Origin of the sequence: Streptomyces sp. NPDC090088 (assembly GCF_044747345.1) — a bacterium.
Lineage (GTDB): Bacteria > Actinomycetota > Actinomycetes > Streptomycetales > Streptomycetaceae > Streptomyces.
This window is the reverse complement of sequence record NZ_JBIVDZ010000006.1, coordinates 134,261-150,784: the sequence shown is the minus strand read 5'-3', so window position 1 is coordinate 150,784 and position 16,524 is coordinate 134,261. Positions and strand designations below refer to the sequence as shown.

Genomic DNA, 16,524 nt, shown 5'->3' with positions numbered 1-16,524 from the left:
CGAGCGCCATGACCATCGCAGCGGACGACGCAGGACATGGGGGCTCCCACCGGTACCGGGCCATGCGGGACTTCGTCCAGTCCATGGACGACACGCTGCCGGGCAAATTCGAAGTCACCACAGAAGGAATCGTCCACGACATGATGTCGCCCATCGGGCCTCACGAGCTCACGGTGCTGCGCCTTCGCAAGCGCCTGGAGAAGGTGATGCCGGAAGAAATCGTGGCCCATACAGGTGAGCCGGATGTGGAGGGCGAGCCCGAAGGCATCATGCGGCGTCCTGACGTGATGGTGATCGCCGAGGCGGACATGGAGACCCAGGGGACGTTCGACCCCAGGACGCTCTACGCCGCCGTCGAGGTCGTCTCCCGCTCCAACCCGGACAACGACTGGGTCGGCAAAGTCCGCGACTACCCGCTGATCGGCATCCCCGTCTACGCGATCTTCGACCCCCGCACCGGCACCGGCGCCGTCCTCACCGACATCCACCCCACCCCCGACGGCCCGCGCTACGCGACCCGCAAGGACTTCGTCTACGGCGAGGACGTGACGATCGGCGACTGGACCATCCCGACCGATAACCTGCCGCGCTACCAGGACGGGACTGGCAAGCAGCGCGGTCACGTTCGGCCGCCGGCCGGATAGGTTGCCGGCATGATCCTCGCCCCGGTTCCGCTCGGCCCCGACCGTGACATCCCGGCCCCGGTGCTCACCGAGCTCACCGCGCTGTATGCCTCCAACCGCGAGTTCCAGGCTCTCAGCGGCGACTTCCCGGACCCGGACGACATCCGCCCGGAGCAGGTGGCCGCCGCGCTGGCCGACGAGTTGGCGAACGCGGACGTGGAGGTGCTGCTGGCGCGGGCCGAGGGGCGGCTGGTCGGGGTGGTCGTCACGCTGGCCCGGCATCCGGATCCGGCCGACCCGGATCCGTGGATCGGGCTGCTGATGGTGGACGCGGGGGCGCAGCGGCGGGGGTACGGGCGGCGGATCGCCGAGGGCGTCGAGGAGCGGTTCCGGGCGGCGGGGCGGGACGCCGTACGGCTGGCCGTGCTGGAGGGCAACCCGAAGGGGCTCGCCTTCTGGACGGCCCTCGGGTACACGGTGATCGGGCATCGCCCGGACCGGCAGCTCGGGCGCCCGTGTGCCGTACTGCGCAAGACGCTGGACGCGGCCTAGGGTGTGGCCGGTTTGCCGTCGCCGTACAGCCAGTCCTTCCAGACGGCGGAGAAGTCCTTGCCGGGTGCTGACTTCTCCACGTAGGCCGTGAACTCGGCGGTGTCGGCGTTGGCGTGGCGGTGGGTGGCGGCCCAGCCCTGGATGATGTCGTAGAAGCGGTCGTCGCCGACGGTCCGGCGGATCTTCTGGAGGACCATGGCGCCACGGTCGTAGACCGGCCGCTCCGAGATGTACGCGGCGCTCGGCGGTTTCGCCGGGGCGAAGCCCCAGAGGGTGGAGTCGTCGGTGGGGGTGGCGTAGAGCTTGTCGAAGGTCTGCTGGGCGGTCGGGCCGCCGTGGTCCTCGTCCCAGAGCCACTCGGCGTAGGTCGCGAAACCCTCGTTGAGCCACATGTCCCGCCAGGTCCGCGGGGTGACGGAGTCGCCGTACCACTGGTGGGCGAGTTCGTGGACGAGGGTCGCGGTGTCCGGGGCGCCGGGGAAGACGGGCCGGGTCTGGGTCTCCAGCGCGTATCCGGCGTCCTCCGGGCGGTCGACGATCACGCCGGTGGAGGAGAAGGGGTAGGGGCCGAAGTTGTACTGCTCCCAGTCCATGATCTCGGGGAGCTTCGCGAGCACCCGCTTGCCGGCCGCGGCCTGCGTCGGGTCGACGGCGGTGTACACCGGCAGGCCGTCGGAGAGGGTGGACCGGGTGATCTCGTAGTGGCCGACGGCGACCGTGGCCAGGTAGCTCGCCATCGGCTCGGCGCTGTGCCAGACGAAGGTCGTCCGGTCGCCCTTGGTCGTCTCGCTCTTCAACTCGCCGTTGGAGACGGCCTGGAGGCCCTTCGGGACGGTGACCGTGATGTCGTACGACGCCTTGTCGGAGGGGTGGTCGTTGCCGGGGAACCAGGCCATGGAGCCGACGGGCTCGCCGAGGGCCAGCGCGCCGTCGGCGGTGCGCAGCCAGCCCTCCTCGGAGCCGTCGGGGTCGGTGATCTTCTCCGGGCGGCCCGAGTAGCGGACGGTGGTGGCGAAGGTCTGGCCCGCCTTCAGGTCGTCGTGGGGGCGGATCGTCAGTTCCTGGCCGGCCCGGTTCCAGCGGGCCCGGCTGCCCTCGACGGTGACCTCGTCGACCCGCAGCCCCTTCAGGTCGAGGTCGAAGGCGGACAGCGCCCGGGTGGCGCGGGCGGTGATCACGGCGGTGCCGGTGAGGTCGCGGGTGTCCGGGTCGTAGGCGAGGGTGAGGGCGTAGTGATCGACGTCGTAGCCGCCGTTGCCCGCCTTCGGGAAGTAGGGGTCGCGCAGGCCCGCGCCGCCGGGAGTGCCGTGGACCCCGCCGCCGCATCCGGCCAGCGCGACGGCGAGAAGGAGGGTGAGCAGGACGGACGGGAGCGCGAGCGGGGATCGGGGCACGCAGGCGATCGTAGGACGCCCGTGACACCATCGGCATGTGCTCGACATCGGCTACGCCCTCTCCAACCGCTTCCCGGACCCGCCCCAGGCCGACTACCGGCGCGTGGACGTCCGCGCGCTGCGCCACGACCTGTTCTGCGGGGACGTCTATCTCGCCGACACCAAGGCGGACCGGGAACTGTCCACAGCCTGGGGATGGGTGCCGGTGCTCGACTTCGCGTGGGCGCTGTGCGACATCGTGGAACGGCTGGACCGGGACCCGGCGGGCTCGCGGGCCGCCCGCCCCCAGCACGCGGAGCTGGACTTCACCGAGTCCACCGACCGCATGCTCTTCGAGCGCCGCTTCGGCTGGGTGGACATCGAGGCGGACTGGATGCCGGCCGAGGAGCCGCCGCTCAGCTTCTCCCACAGCGAACTGCGCCGGGAGGCCCGGGACTTCCTGCACGACCTGATCGCCGATCTGGTGGACCTGCACGAGGACCTGGCCGACAACCCGGCGATCTGGACCCTCCAGGCCCGCTTCCCACGGGTGTCCTGACCGCTCCGGGCAGCTGAACGACCGCCGGGTGTACGGGAGTTGGCGGCCCGTCGAGGCGGGGGTGACAAGTGACGCCGGAGGCGACGGAAGGCGTACGGTCCGTTCGGGCCGTGCATACGTTGACTCCGTGCGGACCGAGCGACAGTCAGGCGACGGCGGGAAAGACACCTCTTCCGGGGCCTCCCGGGCAGCGGTCACCGCCAGGCCCACGGGACCCACCGGACCCGCCGAGCACGCACTGCTCACCCTCCAGGGGAAGGCGGGGAACACCGCCACCACGTTGGCGCTCCAGGGCGGCAGGAGCAGCGCCGTCACCGGGCAGCCGGCGGGACGCGACGGCGCCGAGCCCGGGCTCGTCCTGCCGCCGTACCTCATGAACTTCCAGGCCGCCGGGCTGTCCACCGCCTACGGGCTGACCGGGCACGAGTTCGTGGGGAACGCGGTGGCCGCCGTCGTGGGCCACCGCGACGGCACGGTGGCCGCCCTCGCCGCCGATCTCGCCGGCCGTCCCGAGGCGTACTACGGGCAGGGCCGCGCCTTCGCGGTGCAGGGCAAGGACGGCAAGGAGTGGTACGACGTCACGGTCACCGTCACCCGCGCCCCCGACGACCGGCCGCCCGTCTTCCACCCCAAGGACCTGCTGGCCGACGCCGGGCCGGACCCGGACGGAGCGCCGCTCGCCCCGGTGGACGAGGCCGAGGGCAAGGACACCAAGGTCGACGTCCAGCACAACACCGCCGCCACCGTGGCGACCGCGGCGAGCGGGGGGTCCAGCAAGGGCGCGGGCGGGATGGCCTTCGGGCTCGCGCCCGTCGTACCGGGGCTGTGGCTGGGCGGCGCCGCCCTGGTGAACGCGCAGCCCTGGCAGTCCTCGCGGGAGTCGCGCAGCCAGCGGAACGTGGCCGAACCGCGCGTGCTGCGCAGCGACAAGGGCTCGGTCGAGGCACCGCGCAAGGTGCGCTACGGCGTACGGGTCAAGAAGCAGGGCGCGCAGCACGCGAGACAGCCCGCGCAGACCTTCCACGGCTCGGGCACCCTCACCCAGCGCGTGCCCACCGAGCATCTCGTCCCGGCCGGCACCGGGGCGCCCGCCGCCCCGCGGGCGGTCGGCGCGGACACCGCCCGGCGGGTCTCGCTCGCCGACTCCATGGCCCCGGTCGCGGTGACCGACACCGCCGCCCCGCACCAGGGCGGCGGCGGGCTCTTCGACGCGGTCGCCTCCGTCCTGCACCCCTCGCTCACCGCCCCCGGGGCGCCCGGCCGCGCCCGGCTCTACGAGGCGACCGCCACCGCGACCGTCCTGGAGGACCTGCCCCGGCTGCTGCGCGACGGCGTGACCGGCGAGGACCTGGCGTCCAAGGACGGCGGCAGCGTGGGCAGTTACCGCCTGCACGCCGTGATCACCGGCATGTCCCCCGCCTGGGGCACCGGCGGGACCCAGCTGCGCACCCATCAGCAGACCCAGCACACGGTCACCGAGAGCGCGGGCAAGGGGCGCGCCCTCACCGGCGGTCTGGGCCCGGCCATCGGCGTCGGGGCGGCCGGCAACGCCGCCGTGGTGCGGGGTACGGCCATGCCGGTCGCGGCGGCCCGCAAGGCACGGTTCACCGTGGCCGAGCAGACCGTCTCCAGCCGGCAGGGCGCGGAGGTGCGCGGCGACAAGGTGCTCTACCTCGCGACCGTCGACCTCACCGCGGAGGGCACGGGGCCGCGTTCGGCGCAGATGGTCCTGCGCCCGGGGACCCGGGTCGCCCGGCACTCGATGCGGGTGTGGATGAGCCTGCGCGCCGACGAGGCCCGGTCGCTCGGGCTGCCGCTGCCGCCCGGCACCGAGGCCGGGGAGTTCATCGAGAAACCGAAGCGGACCGACGAGAACGGCGCCGAGACCGACGTCGAGCGGCACCTCCCGTTCGGCGCCATGGGTTCCAGCGTCGCCCTCAGCCAGCTGGACACCGGGCCCATGGTGCGGGCCGTGCGGCAGCTGTTCGCGACCGATCCCCGGCTGGCCGGCTATCTGCCCGCCTTCGGTACGGAGCCGGGCGCCACGCCCCCGTCCAAGGAGGAGGCCGCCCTCCAGCGGCACAACCACCGGGAGCTGATGGCCGCCCTGTCGGAGACCAACCTGCGGGTCAACAAGGACCAGCTCACCTCGACCGGCATCCGGGTGTGGCTGCGCCGCAAGACCACCCTGCACGCGCACGACGTGCAGCTCCGGGTCCGGGGGCAGCTCCGCGAGACCGGCTACCTCGGCGACACCGACAACTGGCTGGTGCGCAGCCACGCCGGGGTCACCGGCAACACCCAGAGCGGGCGCAGCAGTTCCCGCTCGATCGGCGGGCTGGTGCTCGGCCAGGCCAGGATCGTCCCCGGCGCCCTGACCGGCTCGGCCCGCTACGAACGGCACCGCTCCGGCACCCGCCGCAACCAGGCGGGCCCCACCACCCGCACGGACGTCCTCACCAACGGCTCCGAGCAGGCCGCCGCCTTCGGGGCCGCGCTGCGCCTGGACGTCGACGTCACCATGACCTCCCGGCAGCGCAAGCTAGGCCGCGCCCTCACCCCCGGCTCCCCCGGCCAGGACGCACCGGAGACCACCCCGCTGGCGGGCCTGCACCTCGACGAACAGGACGTACGGCTGGTCACCCCGGCCGAGTTCACCCTCGACGAGGAGGGCAAGCGGCGGCAGGACGCGGCCGGCGGCCGGCGGCGGGCGCGGGCCCCGCGCCCCGAGCACGCGGTCACCGCCGAGGGCATCGGCGACCTGGCCGCGCTGGTGCCCCGGCCGTCCGTCGGGCAGCCGCTGCGGGACTGGCAGCTGGTGGAGACGGTCGGCGACGGCCAGGCCGTCCGCGACCTCGCCTTCCAGCTGCTGTCCAAGGCCGCCGCCCGCAACAAGGGCGTACGGGAGGATCCCGCGCTGGCCGCGGAGGGGCTCGCGCCGCGCCTCGCGATCGAGGAGCGGTTCGGGCCGCAGGCCATCACGGCCGCGCTGCGGCAGGCCGCGTCCTCCGGGTGGGTGGTGAAGAACCTGCGGTATCCGCGCCGGCTCGCCGCGCTGAACGGGGCCGTGGGCACCCGGCTCACCCTGACCAACCCGAAGTTCCTGCACCGGGGCGCCGGTCCCGGCACCGAGACCTTCGTGCTCGGCGGCCATCAGGCGGCCGGCCAGGAGGGGCGGGGCACCACCAGCACCTGGCAGTTCGGCGCCACCGGCTCCGAGAACGACGCCGAGTGGCGGCTCGGCCAGGGCCTCTCCGGGAGCCGCACCACCAGCACGGGCGACACCCGGTCCGCGGCCCTCTCCGGCACCGTCGAGCGCAACGCCCACACCCCGAAGAAGGCGCCGCTCCACCTCGTCCAGTGCGACCTCCTCGTCACCATGGTCGCCGAGGTCAAGGTCACCGGCGGCGGCCCCTACGTGGCGACGGCCGCCCGCACCCTCCCGGCCGAGGCCGCGGTGTGGCTGACGGAGGCGCAGTTGCCGGCGGCGATCCGCAGACAGCTGAAGCTCGACCCGGAACCGGCACTGATGACCCCGCCCGCCTCCCGACCGGGACAGCGACCGGCCGAGGGCTCCCGGACGGGTGCGGAACGCGAGCGCCGGGAGAAGGGGCGCGCCATGGACACGGCCGGGGGCCGCACTGCGGACACGGCCGGGGGCCGCACTGCGGACACGGCCGGGGGCCGCACTGCGGACACGGCCGGGGGCCGCACTGCGGACACGGCCGGGAAACGCGCCACCGACACCGCCGAGCCCCGCACCACCCGGCCCGCCGAGGGCTCCCGGGCGGGCGCGGAACGCGAGGCCCGGGAGAAGGGGCGCGCCACGGCCGCCTCCGGATCCCGCACCACCGCCACCACCGGCGCCCTCGGTTCCTCCACCGCCACCACCGGCGCCCTCGGTTCCTCCACCGCCACCACCGGCGCCCTCGGTTCCTCCACCTCCCCGCCCCGCACCAGCGCCTCCTTCGGCCGAGGCCTGCCGCTCGGGTTCGGCATGGTCGAGAACCTGCCGAACTTCGTGCCGCTGCTGGCGCGGCTGCGGACCCGGCTCGTGGAGAGCGGGCAGCAGGGCCTGGCCGAGAACCTGCTGCCCCGGCAGCAGCTGGCCGACCGCAACGACAACGTGCAGCGGCTGCTGCGGGTCCTGGACCGCGACGGCAGTGCCGGGCTGCTGTCCGGTGCGATGGACGGCGGGGTCACCGTCGAGCTGTTCGACGGCCGCAGGACCCCGTACTGGGCGGTGTTCAAGGTCAACCGCCTGGGCGACGGCGGCTACGACGGTGCCGCGGACGACGGCCGGGACATGGAGTACATCACCGCGGCCGTGGCCCAGCAGGCCGCCGCCCACGACGAGGGCGTGACGACCGGCGTGGAGGGGATCTTCGCGGGCTCCGGCAAACCGGAGGGCGGGGCCGGGCAGCTGAAGAGCACGGGCGGCGCGGCGGGACTCGGCGTCGGCTCCGGCAGCTCACGGCGCTCCGGCACGGCCGGCCGCGGTCAGCTCGGCATGAAGACGGTCGCCGAAGCGAAGACCGCGCCGTCGTCGAAGATGCGCGTGCCGATCGAGGCGACCCTCGAACTGCATCGCGGCGACCGCCGGCTGGCGGTGGCCTCACTGGGCCGCCAGGCGCTGACCCACCGTGTCCTGGACAAGGACCTGGCCGCCCTCGGCCGGGTGACCGCGCCGCGCCCCGCACCGGTGGGCCCGGCCCCCGGTCCGCAGGGCGGTCGCCCGGCCGCGCTCGGCGCCTGGCGCTCCGGTGGCGTGCGGCTGCCGATGGAGGCGCAGGTCAACGGCTTCCAAGGGGCCCCGCAGATACGGGAGCTGGTCAACTCCGCGGTCCGGGAGGCGGGCGGCGGCGACCGCTTCCGGGCCAAGGGCCAGGCCGCCGCCTACACCCTGCACGAGGCCGTCTCCACCGAGTGGCTGATCGCGGCGCTGCCGCTGCTGACCTCCGCCGGGGCGGAGCTGCCGCCGGTGCACGCCACCGGGGTGGAGGGCCAGGACCTGCGGGCGTCCCTGCACGGGCGGCTGCGGGACGGGCGGGTACTCGGCGTCGGCGACAAGATGACCTTCGAGACGGTGGGGCAGAGCCACCTGGACGCGCCCCGGCCCACCCAGACGGACGGCCTCAGCTCCGCCGACCACGGCAGGTCGGCACGCGGACTGGCCGGCGCGGGGCTGCTCAACGCCGACGAGTTCCGCCTCAACCAGATGATGGGCAACGCCGGTGGCGCGGGCGGCGGCGCGGGCCTCGCGGCGAACGCCTCCGGCTCGATGCCGCTGCACAAGCCCAAGTTCTCTTCGGTGCTGGTGCAGTTCACGCTGGACGTGCGGGTGGTGGCGAGTGTGAGCGCCCGCGTGCGGTCGGGGCGGACCGGTACGGCCGTACGCGAACTGACCCTGCCCCGGCCGGTGGTGATCCGGATGCCGGAGCCGGTGGTGCGGAGGATGCTCGGCGCTCAGCCGACGTTGCTGCGGGACCCGGATGATCAGTTGGGCCTGCGAAGGGCGGCGCCCCCGCCTCCGGACTGAGTGGTTCGGGTGGTTCGCGGCCGCGGGTCGGTGGGGGCTGGTCGCGCCCACGCGGCGGTAGCCGCACATTGACAGAGCCCCGCGCCCCTTGCGGGGCGCTGTTGCTTGCGTCGGTCGTCACTCGACGCGGATCCCCAGCTGGGCGGCCAGCACCGGTGCCAGATCCAGCAGTTGGGACATGCTGATGACCGCGCCCGCCAGCCGGTCCACGCCGCTCGCGATGCCCAGCTCCGCGGCCCCCCGCAGGTCGACGTCCTTCATCGTCACCCCGTTGAAGTCCGCGTCCTTCAGAGTGCAGTCGGTGAACTCCACCCGCTCCAGGACGGCACCGCCGAAGTCCGGCTCGACCAGGACGCAGCTCTCGAAGACGACGTCTCTGAGCCTGGCCTTGCGCAGGTTCAGGTAGTCGATCTTGCCGCCGCGGATGACCACGCGTTCCAGGACGGAGCCGTGCAGCTGGGTGCCGCCGAGGCGGGCGTCGATCAGCTCGACGTCGCGGAGGGTCGCCTCGGCCAGGTTCGTGCCGACGCCTCTTATGCCGGTGAGGACCGTGTCCAGCACGCGGGCGTGGCGCAGTCCCGTCTCGTCGAAGGCGCAGCCCGTCAGCGCGCAGTCCATGAAGCGGGCGCCCGAGGCGTCCTGGCCGACGAAGTCCGCGTCCTGGAACCCCAGCCCGTCGTAGTCCCCGTCCGGCTCCAGCTCGCCGTCGCTCCACGGCTCCAGCGGGGGCAGCCGCACCTCCGGCCGCCGCGCGCCCTTCACCTTGCCACCGCCGGACCCACCGGCCGCCGTCCTCGCCATGCCCCCATCTTGCCGCCCCCCACTGACAATCGCCGTGACCTGCGACGACGCCCCGCGGCCCCGGTGCCATGTCACATTCCGGCCGCCTCGATCCGTCGTATCAGCGAGGAAGGCACGTCCGCGGCGGCCGCCCTTGACCTCAAGCGCACTTGAGGCCGAAGAGTCGACCCGTCAGATCGGCCGGCAACTGGTTCGTCCAGCGGCTGGTTCGTCCAGTACCGGGGGGAGTCCCTGTGCACGCCATCGTTCTGCACGCCTTCGGGCCTGCCGAAAACCTCGTCCATGAGAAGACCGAGGACCCGGTGCCGGGTCCGGGGCAGGTGCGGATCGCGGTCGCCGCGGCCGGTGTCCATCTGCTCGACACCGCGCTGCGGGCGGGTCACCAGGGCCCGGCGCCCCGCCCGACCGTGCTGCCGACGATCCCCGGCCGCGAGGTCGCCGGGGTCGTCGAGTCGCTCGGCGACGGCGTGGACGGGCTGTGGCTCGGCCGGCGCGTGGTCGCCCATCTCGGGTTCGCGCCCGGAGGCTACGCCGAACTCGCCGTCACCGAGGTCGAGCGGCTGCACGAGGTCCCGGCGAACCTCGGCTTCCCCGAGGCCGTCGCCATGATCGGGACCGGCCGTACGGCCCTCGGCATCCTGCAGTTCGCGGAGCCTGGGCCGGAGTCGGTGGTGCTCGTCCCGGCCGCCGCCGGCGGTGTCGGCACCCTGCTCGTGCAGTACGCGAAGCACGCGGGCGCGGCCGTGATCGGTCTCGCGGGCGGCCCCGAGAAGGTCGAGCGCGTCCGGGCCGACGGCGCCGACCTCGCCCTCGACTACACCGACCCCGGCTGGCCGGACCGGGTCCGCGAGCACTTCGCCGCCGTCACCGTCGTCCTCGACGGCGTCGGCGGCGAGGTCGCCCGGGAGGCCGTGGCCCTGCTCGGCGACGGCGGCCGGCACCTCGTCTTCGGCTGGTCGGCGGAGGGGATCGGCGACGGCCGGGGCCACTTCGTCGACGGGCTCTCGGAGCGCGTCCTCGGCCCCGCGATGCTCCGCCGGACCGGCGGCCCCGACCCGCTGCGCACCCTCGAACTCCGCGCCCTCGCCGAGGCCGCCCACGGCCGGCTGCGGCCCGCCGTGACGCGCTTCCCGCTGGCGGAGGCGGCAACCGCACACCGCGCCCTGGAGACCAGGGCGACGATCGGAAAGGTGGTACTGGAACCGTGACCAGGAACAGCACACCCCAGGATGCAACCCGTCCTGATTCGTGGTCTTCTGACCGAATGAGCAGCGCCCGAACGGGTGAACCGCCCACCGGCCAGGCCGATCCCCGCCGCTGGTGGGGCCTGGTGGTCATCGCGCTCGCCCAGCTGATGGTCGTCCTCGACGCGACGATCGTGAACATCGCCCTCCCCTCCGCACAGCGCGACCTGGGGATGTCCGACGGCAACCGGCAGTGGGTGATCACCGCCTACACGCTGGCCTTCGGCGGGCTGCTCCTGCTGGGCGGCCGGATCGCCGACCTGGTCGGCCGCAAGCGCACCTTCGTCATCGGGCTGGTCGGGTTCGCCGCCGCCTCCGCGCTCGGCGGTGCCGCCCAGAGCCAGGGGATGCTCTTCGGCGCCCGCGCCCTCCAGGGCGTCTTCGCCGCCGTCCTCGCCCCCTCGGCGCTCAGCCTGCTGACGACGACGTTCACCGACCCACGGGAACGCGGCAAGGCCTTCGGCATCTACGGCGCCCTCGCGGGCAGCGGCTCGGCGATCGGGTTCATCGTCGGCGGGCTGCTCACCGAGTACCTGGACTGGCGCTGGTGCCTGTACGTCAACGTGCCCATCGCGGTCCTCGCCGTCTTCGGCGCCTCCGCCCTGCTGCACGACCGCCCGGGCACCGGCGGCGCCCGGCTCGACGTCCCCGGTGCGCTGTTCGGCTGCGGCGGGCTCGTCGCGATCGTCTACGGCTTCAGCGAGGCGCAGCCGCGCGGCTGGTCCGACCCGCTGGTGCTGGGCCTGTTCGCGGCCGGTGTCGTACTCCTCGCCGCCTTCGTCCGGTGGCAGAACCGGGCGCCCAGCCCCCTGCTGCCCCTGCACATCGTGAAGGAACGCAACCGCGCGGGCAGCTTCCTGACGATGGCGCTCGCCACCGTCGCCATGTTCGGGCTGTTCCTCTTCCTGACCTACTACCTTCAGATCATCCTCGGCTACTCCCCGGTCAGGGCGGGCCTCGGCTTCCTCCCCCTCACCCTGGCGATCATCGTCGGCTCGACCCAGATATCGGCGCGCCTGCTGCACCGCGTGGCGCCGCGTCTGCTGATGGTCCCCGGTCTGCTCCTCGCCGCCTGCGGCCTGCTGCTGCTGACCCGGATCACGGTCTCCTCCTCCTACCCCACCGAGATCCTGCCCGCCCTGCTGCTGATGGGCCTCGGCATGGGCCTGACCTTCATGCCGGTCTTCGCCACCGCCACCTCCGGCGTCGCCGCGCAGGACTCCGGCGTCACCTCGGCCACCGTCAACACCTCGCAGCAGGTGGGCGGTTCCATCGGTACGGCCCTGCTCAACACGATCGCCACCAGCAGCAGCGCCACCTATCTCGCCGCCCACCTCCACAACCCCGCGCAGAAGGCCGCCGTCGTCCCGCAGGCCGTCGTGCACGGCTACACGATCGCCATCTGGTGGGCGGCCGGCGTGATGCTGCTGGCCGCCGTCGTCGCGGGCCTGCTGGTGACGGCGAAGCCGCCCAAGCACGATGTCCCGGCCGAGGCCCCGATACCGGAGCCGGTCGCCTGAAAACGAGGACCAGCGGACCGACCCAGGGGCGCTGGGGGTACCCCCGGCCGAAGGCTGGGGGAGGAACTGCGCGAACGGCCACGACGGCGCCGCAGCCGCCGGCCCGCGTAGCCCCCGCCCCCTCAGTCGTCCGCAGTCCCGGGCATCCGGGCGATCCGCTCCTCCGGTATGTCAATCGGTATGTCAATCACCCATACGACGTCACGGCCGTGCATGAATCGCCTCATGGGAAATTTCCGGGGTCTCGGCGGCAGGGTGTGGGCGTACGTCCGCAGCGCCCCCGGCACGTACGTCTGGCTGGCGATCCTCTTCGTGACGACCGTCGCGCTGCACCACATGTCGCCGGAGTTCGAGCAGCAGTTCCTGCGGCAGCGGTCCACCAACCTCCGTGAGCTGTCGGACAACCCGGTGCGGGTGCTGGTCGCGAGCGCGATGTGGATCGAGGGCGGGCACTGGGTGCCGTACGCCTTCCTCTACACCGTCTTCCACGCACCGGCGGAACGCTGGCTGGGGACGGTGCGCTGGCTGGCGGTGTGCGTGACCGCGCACGTGCTGGCCACCCTGATCAGCGAGGGCGCGCTGCTCAAGGGCATCCACGACGGCATCGCCCCGCACTCGGCGATCAACACCCTGGACATCGGGGTGAGTTACGCGCTGGCCGGGGTGATCGGGGTGCTCTCCTACCGAATCGTGACGCCGTGGCGGTACGCGTACATCGTCGTCGTCCTGCTGGTCTACGGCCTGCCGCTGACGGAGTCGCCGACCTTCACCGACCTGGGACATTTCGTCGCCGCGCTGATCGGTCTCGCCTGCTGTCCGCTGGCCAGGGGGCGCGGAAAAGCATGGAATCCGAAGGAGACACTGGCCGCCCTCAAGGGTTAACGTCCGGCCATGAGCAGCTCGGCAAGCAGGGTCGTCAACGGCGGCATCTCCTTCTGGTACGCGAACGACGGCCTCCCGGCGGTGCGGGAGCCGCTCGCCGGTGACACGTCGGCGGACGTGGTGATCGTGGGCGGTGGCTACACCGGCCTGTGGACCGCGTACTACCTGAAGAAGGCCGCCCCCTCCCTCCGGGTCACCGTCCTGGAGCAGAAGTTCTGCGGCTACGGCGCCTCCGGGCGCAACGGCGGCTGGCTCTACAACGGCATCGCCGGCCGCGACCGGTACGCCGCGCTGCACGGCCAGGAGGCCGCCGTACGCCTGCAGAAGGCCATGAACGAGACCGTCGACGAGGTCGTGGCGGTCGCGGAGGCCGAGGGCATCGACGCCGACCTGCACAAGGGCGGGGTCCTCGAAGTGGCCACCACCCCGGCGCAGCTGGCCCGCCTGAAGGCCTTCCACGCGCACGAGCTGTCGTACGGCGAGAAGGACCGCGAGCTGTACGGCGCCGGGGAGACCCGGGAGCGGATCCGCGTCGCCGACGCCGTCGGCTCGACCTGGACCCCGCACGGCGCCCGGCTGCACCCGGTGAAGCTGGTGAAGGGCCTGGCCGCGGCCGCGGAATCGCTCGGGGTGGAGATCTACGAGTCCACGCCCGTGACCGAGATCCGGCCCAAGCAGGCCGTCACCCCGTACGGCACGGTCCGCGCCCCCTACATCCTGCGCTGCACCGAGGGCTTCACCGCGAACCTCAAGGGCCAGAAGCGCACCTGGCTGCCGATGAACTCCTCGATGATCGCCACCGAGCCGCTGACGGAGGAGCAGTGGGAGTCGGTGGGCTGGAACGGCCTGGAGACCCTCGGGGACATGGCGCACGCCTACATGTACGCCCAGCGCACGGCCGACGGGCGGATCGCGCTCGGCGGGCGCGGGGTGCCGTACCGCTTCGGATCCCGCACCGACAACGACGGCCGGACCCAGGACTCGACCATCGACGCCCTCCGCGAGATCCTCGTCCGCTTCTTCCCGTCCCTGGCCGGGGTCGCGGTCGAGCACGCCTGGTCCGGGGTGCTCGGGGTGCCCCGCGACTGGTGCGCGACCGTCACCCTGGACCGCTCGACGGGCCTCGGCTGGGCGGGCGGCTACGTCGGCTCCGGCGTCGCCACCACCAACCTCGCCGCCCGCACCCTCCGGGACCTCGTCCAGCTCGACTCCGGCCAGGCCGGCCGCACCGACCTGACCGAGCTGCCCTGGGTGAACCACAAGGTCCGCAAGTGGGAGCCCGAGCCCTTCCGCTGGCTCGGCGTCCAGGGCATGTACGCCACCTACCGCGCCGCCGACCAACGCGAACGCCTCCACCCGAGCACCGAGTCGTCCCGCCTGGCCCGGATCGCGGACCGGGTGGCGGGGCGGCACTGAGGAGGGGGCCACGGTGACCTGAGAGACAGGTCACACCGTCCGGGCCTGGAGATGCGGTCCCCCACCCCACCGCACACGATGGGAAAGGGACCGCCCAGACCCGGACGGTCAGGAGAGACCAGGTGAACGCTGAACAGTTCCCGGCCGCGTGGCTCTTCCCGGAGACCACGGACGCCCCGTCGCCGATGACACCGGAACCCCCGGTCGACGGCACGGAGCGGCACCATGGATGCGGCATTCTGCGCCAGATCGTCGAAGGCACCTCGGCCCCGGTCGTCATCGTCGACGAGCATCTGCGGTACACCTACGTCAACCCGGCCTGGACCGCCGCCACCGGGGTGCCGGCCAGCGGCTACCTCGGCAAGAAGTTCGGCTCGATACTGCCCGACGTCCAGACGCCCGACGATGTCCTGATCGAGGTACTGGCGGACGGAAAGCCACGCGAGGTGACCGTGACCGGGACGACACCGGTCCCCTCACCGGTCGGCCGCAGGATCTGGCGCTCGGTCTTCCACCGGCTGGAGTCCAACGGCCGGGTCATCGGCGTCTGCGGCATCGGCGTCGAGGTCAGCAACCTGCGCCAGTACCTCGACGACCTGGAGACCGCACACCAGCGGCTCGCCCTGCTGGACGCCGCGGGGACCCGGGTGGGCACCACCCTCGACGTCGAGACCACCTGCGCCGAACTGGCCGACTTCCTCTCCCCCTCGCTGGCCGACGTGGCAGCGGTGGGGATCGTCGAGGAGGAGTTCGACGGGACACCCCCACCGCCACCCGGTGTGCTCCGGCTGCGGAAGATGAAGCTCACGGCGGCGCCGGAGGTGCAGCTGCACCTGCGCGAACTCGGCGGCGGAAAACCGTACGTCGACCTTCCCCGGGGCGGGTTCATCCGCAACTGCATGGACAGCGGACGGCCGTGGCGGGGCAACTCGGCCTCCGAGGAACTCATGGAGAAGGTGACCGCGGCTCACGACAGCGTGAAGATCTTCCGCATGGCCGGTATGCACTCGGTCCTGGTCGTGCCGCTGCCCACGGCCGGCCGCAGTCTCGGCACCGTGATGCTGCTGCGCGGCGGCGACTCCGCCCCCTTCAGCGAGGACGACGTCCTCACCGCCCAGGGCGTCGCCGCCCGCGCGGCCACCTCCATCGACAGCGCCCGCCGGTACACCGGGGAGCACGCCATGACCCTGGAGCTGCAGCGCGCCCTGCTCTCCGAGCCCACCCCGCCGCACTCCAGCATCGAGGTGGCCACCCGTTACCTCCCGTCCGGCCGAAGTGTCCTGGTCGGCGGGGACTGGTACGACTCCATCGCGCTGCCCGGCGGCCGCACCCTGCTGGTCATGGGCGATGTGATGGGGCACGGCTTCCAGGCGGCAGTGGCGATGAGCCAGTACCGCTCCGTCGTACGCACCATCGCCACCTCGGACTCCGGCCTGACCGTCGACGAGATGCTGCGCAAGGCGGATCACCGGGCCGCCCGGATCGGCCTCGACCGGGTCGCCACCTGCCTCCTCGTCCTCGCCGACCCCGAGCACGGCACCTGCACGGCGGCCACGGCCGGACATCTGCCGCCCGTCATCGTCCGCCCGGACGGCAGCGCCGAGGTCCTCGACCTCCCGGCCGGACCGCCCATCGGCACCGAACTGGGCGACTACGAGCTGACAACGTTCTCCTGGGACCCGGACGCCGTCCTGCTCCTCTACACCGACGGCCTGGTCGAGCAGCGCGGCACGGACATCGACGACGCGGTCCGCGGCCTCACCGAACTGGACCTCCCGGCGGACGGCCCCCTGGAACACCTGGTCGACACCCTGCTGACCCAGCTGACCAGCGGAATCTGCGAGGACGACATCGCCCTCCTCGCGGCCCGGCAAAGCGGCGGAAACCCTCCGTCGGCTCCGCCGGCGAGTCGGGCTCTCCGAGAAGGCTGACGCGGCGGCTTCGAATGCCGCTGCCGCGACTCCGACGCGGCCCGGGACCCCGTCCGCGCCGCCTTCACCCCAACCTCAGTATTG

Annotated in this window: 11 protein-coding genes; 9 read left to right on the top strand and 2 right to left on the bottom strand. The window is 73.1% G+C overall.

From position 1 onward, the window contains the following. Positions 1–8 precede the first annotated feature (8 nt). Entirely contained in the window at positions 9–644 is a 636-nt protein-coding gene (locus ACIPSJ_RS28485) for a Uma2 family endonuclease (protein WP_401350342.1), read from the top strand. 9 nt (positions 645–653) lie between these two features. Beyond that, complete coding sequence (locus ACIPSJ_RS28480; protein WP_401350340.1) at positions 654–1,175, top strand: GNAT family N-acetyltransferase; 522 nt, start codon at positions 654–656, stop codon at positions 1,173–1,175. Here the strand turns inward: ACIPSJ_RS28480 and ACIPSJ_RS28475 are convergent. Next, on the bottom strand, positions 1,172–2,569 hold the full coding sequence (locus ACIPSJ_RS28475) for a M1 family metallopeptidase (RefSeq protein ID WP_401350338.1): 1,398 nt from the start codon (positions 2,567–2,569) through the stop codon (positions 1,172–1,174). The two genes, ACIPSJ_RS28480 and ACIPSJ_RS28475, sit on opposite strands and share 4 nt — an antisense overlap. Positions 2,570–2,606: 37 nt before the next feature. Here ACIPSJ_RS28475 and ACIPSJ_RS28470 point away from each other — a divergent pair, with 37 nt between their 5' ends. Beyond that, the gene (locus ACIPSJ_RS28470) at positions 2,607–3,107 is read left to right on the top strand and encodes a hypothetical protein (RefSeq protein ID WP_355709103.1); all 501 of its coding nucleotides are present in this window, start codon (positions 2,607–2,609) and stop codon (positions 3,105–3,107) included. 127 nt (positions 3,108–3,234) lie between these two features. Beyond that, entirely contained in the window at positions 3,235–8,646 is a 5,412-nt protein-coding gene (locus ACIPSJ_RS28465; protein WP_401350335.1) for a hypothetical protein, read from the top strand. Between the two features lie 117 nt (positions 8,647–8,763). Here ACIPSJ_RS28465 and ACIPSJ_RS28460 read toward each other — a convergent pair whose 3' ends face one another. Further along, positions 8,764–9,447: a pentapeptide repeat-containing protein gene (locus ACIPSJ_RS28460; RefSeq protein ID WP_401350333.1), complete on the bottom strand. Its 684-nt coding sequence runs from the start codon at positions 9,445–9,447 to the stop codon at positions 8,764–8,766. A 233-nt stretch (positions 9,448–9,680) separates the two neighbouring features. Between ACIPSJ_RS28460 and ACIPSJ_RS28455 the strand changes: the two genes are divergently transcribed. The 5 genes from ACIPSJ_RS28455 (at position 9,681) to ACIPSJ_RS28435 (ending at position 16,440) form a co-directional block, all read left to right on the top strand. Continuing rightward, a complete protein-coding gene (locus ACIPSJ_RS28455; protein WP_401350330.1) occupies positions 9,681–10,655 on the top strand; it encodes a zinc-binding dehydrogenase in 975 nt (324 codons plus the stop codon). A 56-nt stretch (positions 10,656–10,711) separates the two neighbouring features. Then, a complete protein-coding gene (locus ACIPSJ_RS28450; RefSeq protein WP_401350327.1) occupies positions 10,712–12,211 on the top strand; it encodes an MFS transporter in 1,500 nt (499 codons plus the stop codon). A 225-nt stretch (positions 12,212–12,436) separates the two neighbouring features. After that, positions 12,437–13,093: a rhomboid-like protein gene (locus tag ACIPSJ_RS28445; RefSeq protein WP_401350324.1), complete on the top strand. Its 657-nt coding sequence runs from the start codon at positions 12,437–12,439 to the stop codon at positions 13,091–13,093. 9 nt (positions 13,094–13,102) lie between these two features. Next, positions 13,103–14,509, top strand: a complete 1,407-nt coding sequence (locus ACIPSJ_RS28440) for an FAD-dependent oxidoreductase (RefSeq protein ID WP_359207555.1) — start codon at positions 13,103–13,105, stop codon at positions 14,507–14,509. Positions 14,510–14,631: 122 nt separating this feature from the next. Continuing rightward, positions 14,632–16,440: a SpoIIE family protein phosphatase gene (locus ACIPSJ_RS28435; RefSeq protein ID WP_401350322.1), complete on the top strand. Its 1,809-nt coding sequence runs from the start codon at positions 14,632–14,634 to the stop codon at positions 16,438–16,440. The last annotated feature ends 84 nt before the right edge of the window (positions 16,441–16,524 follow it).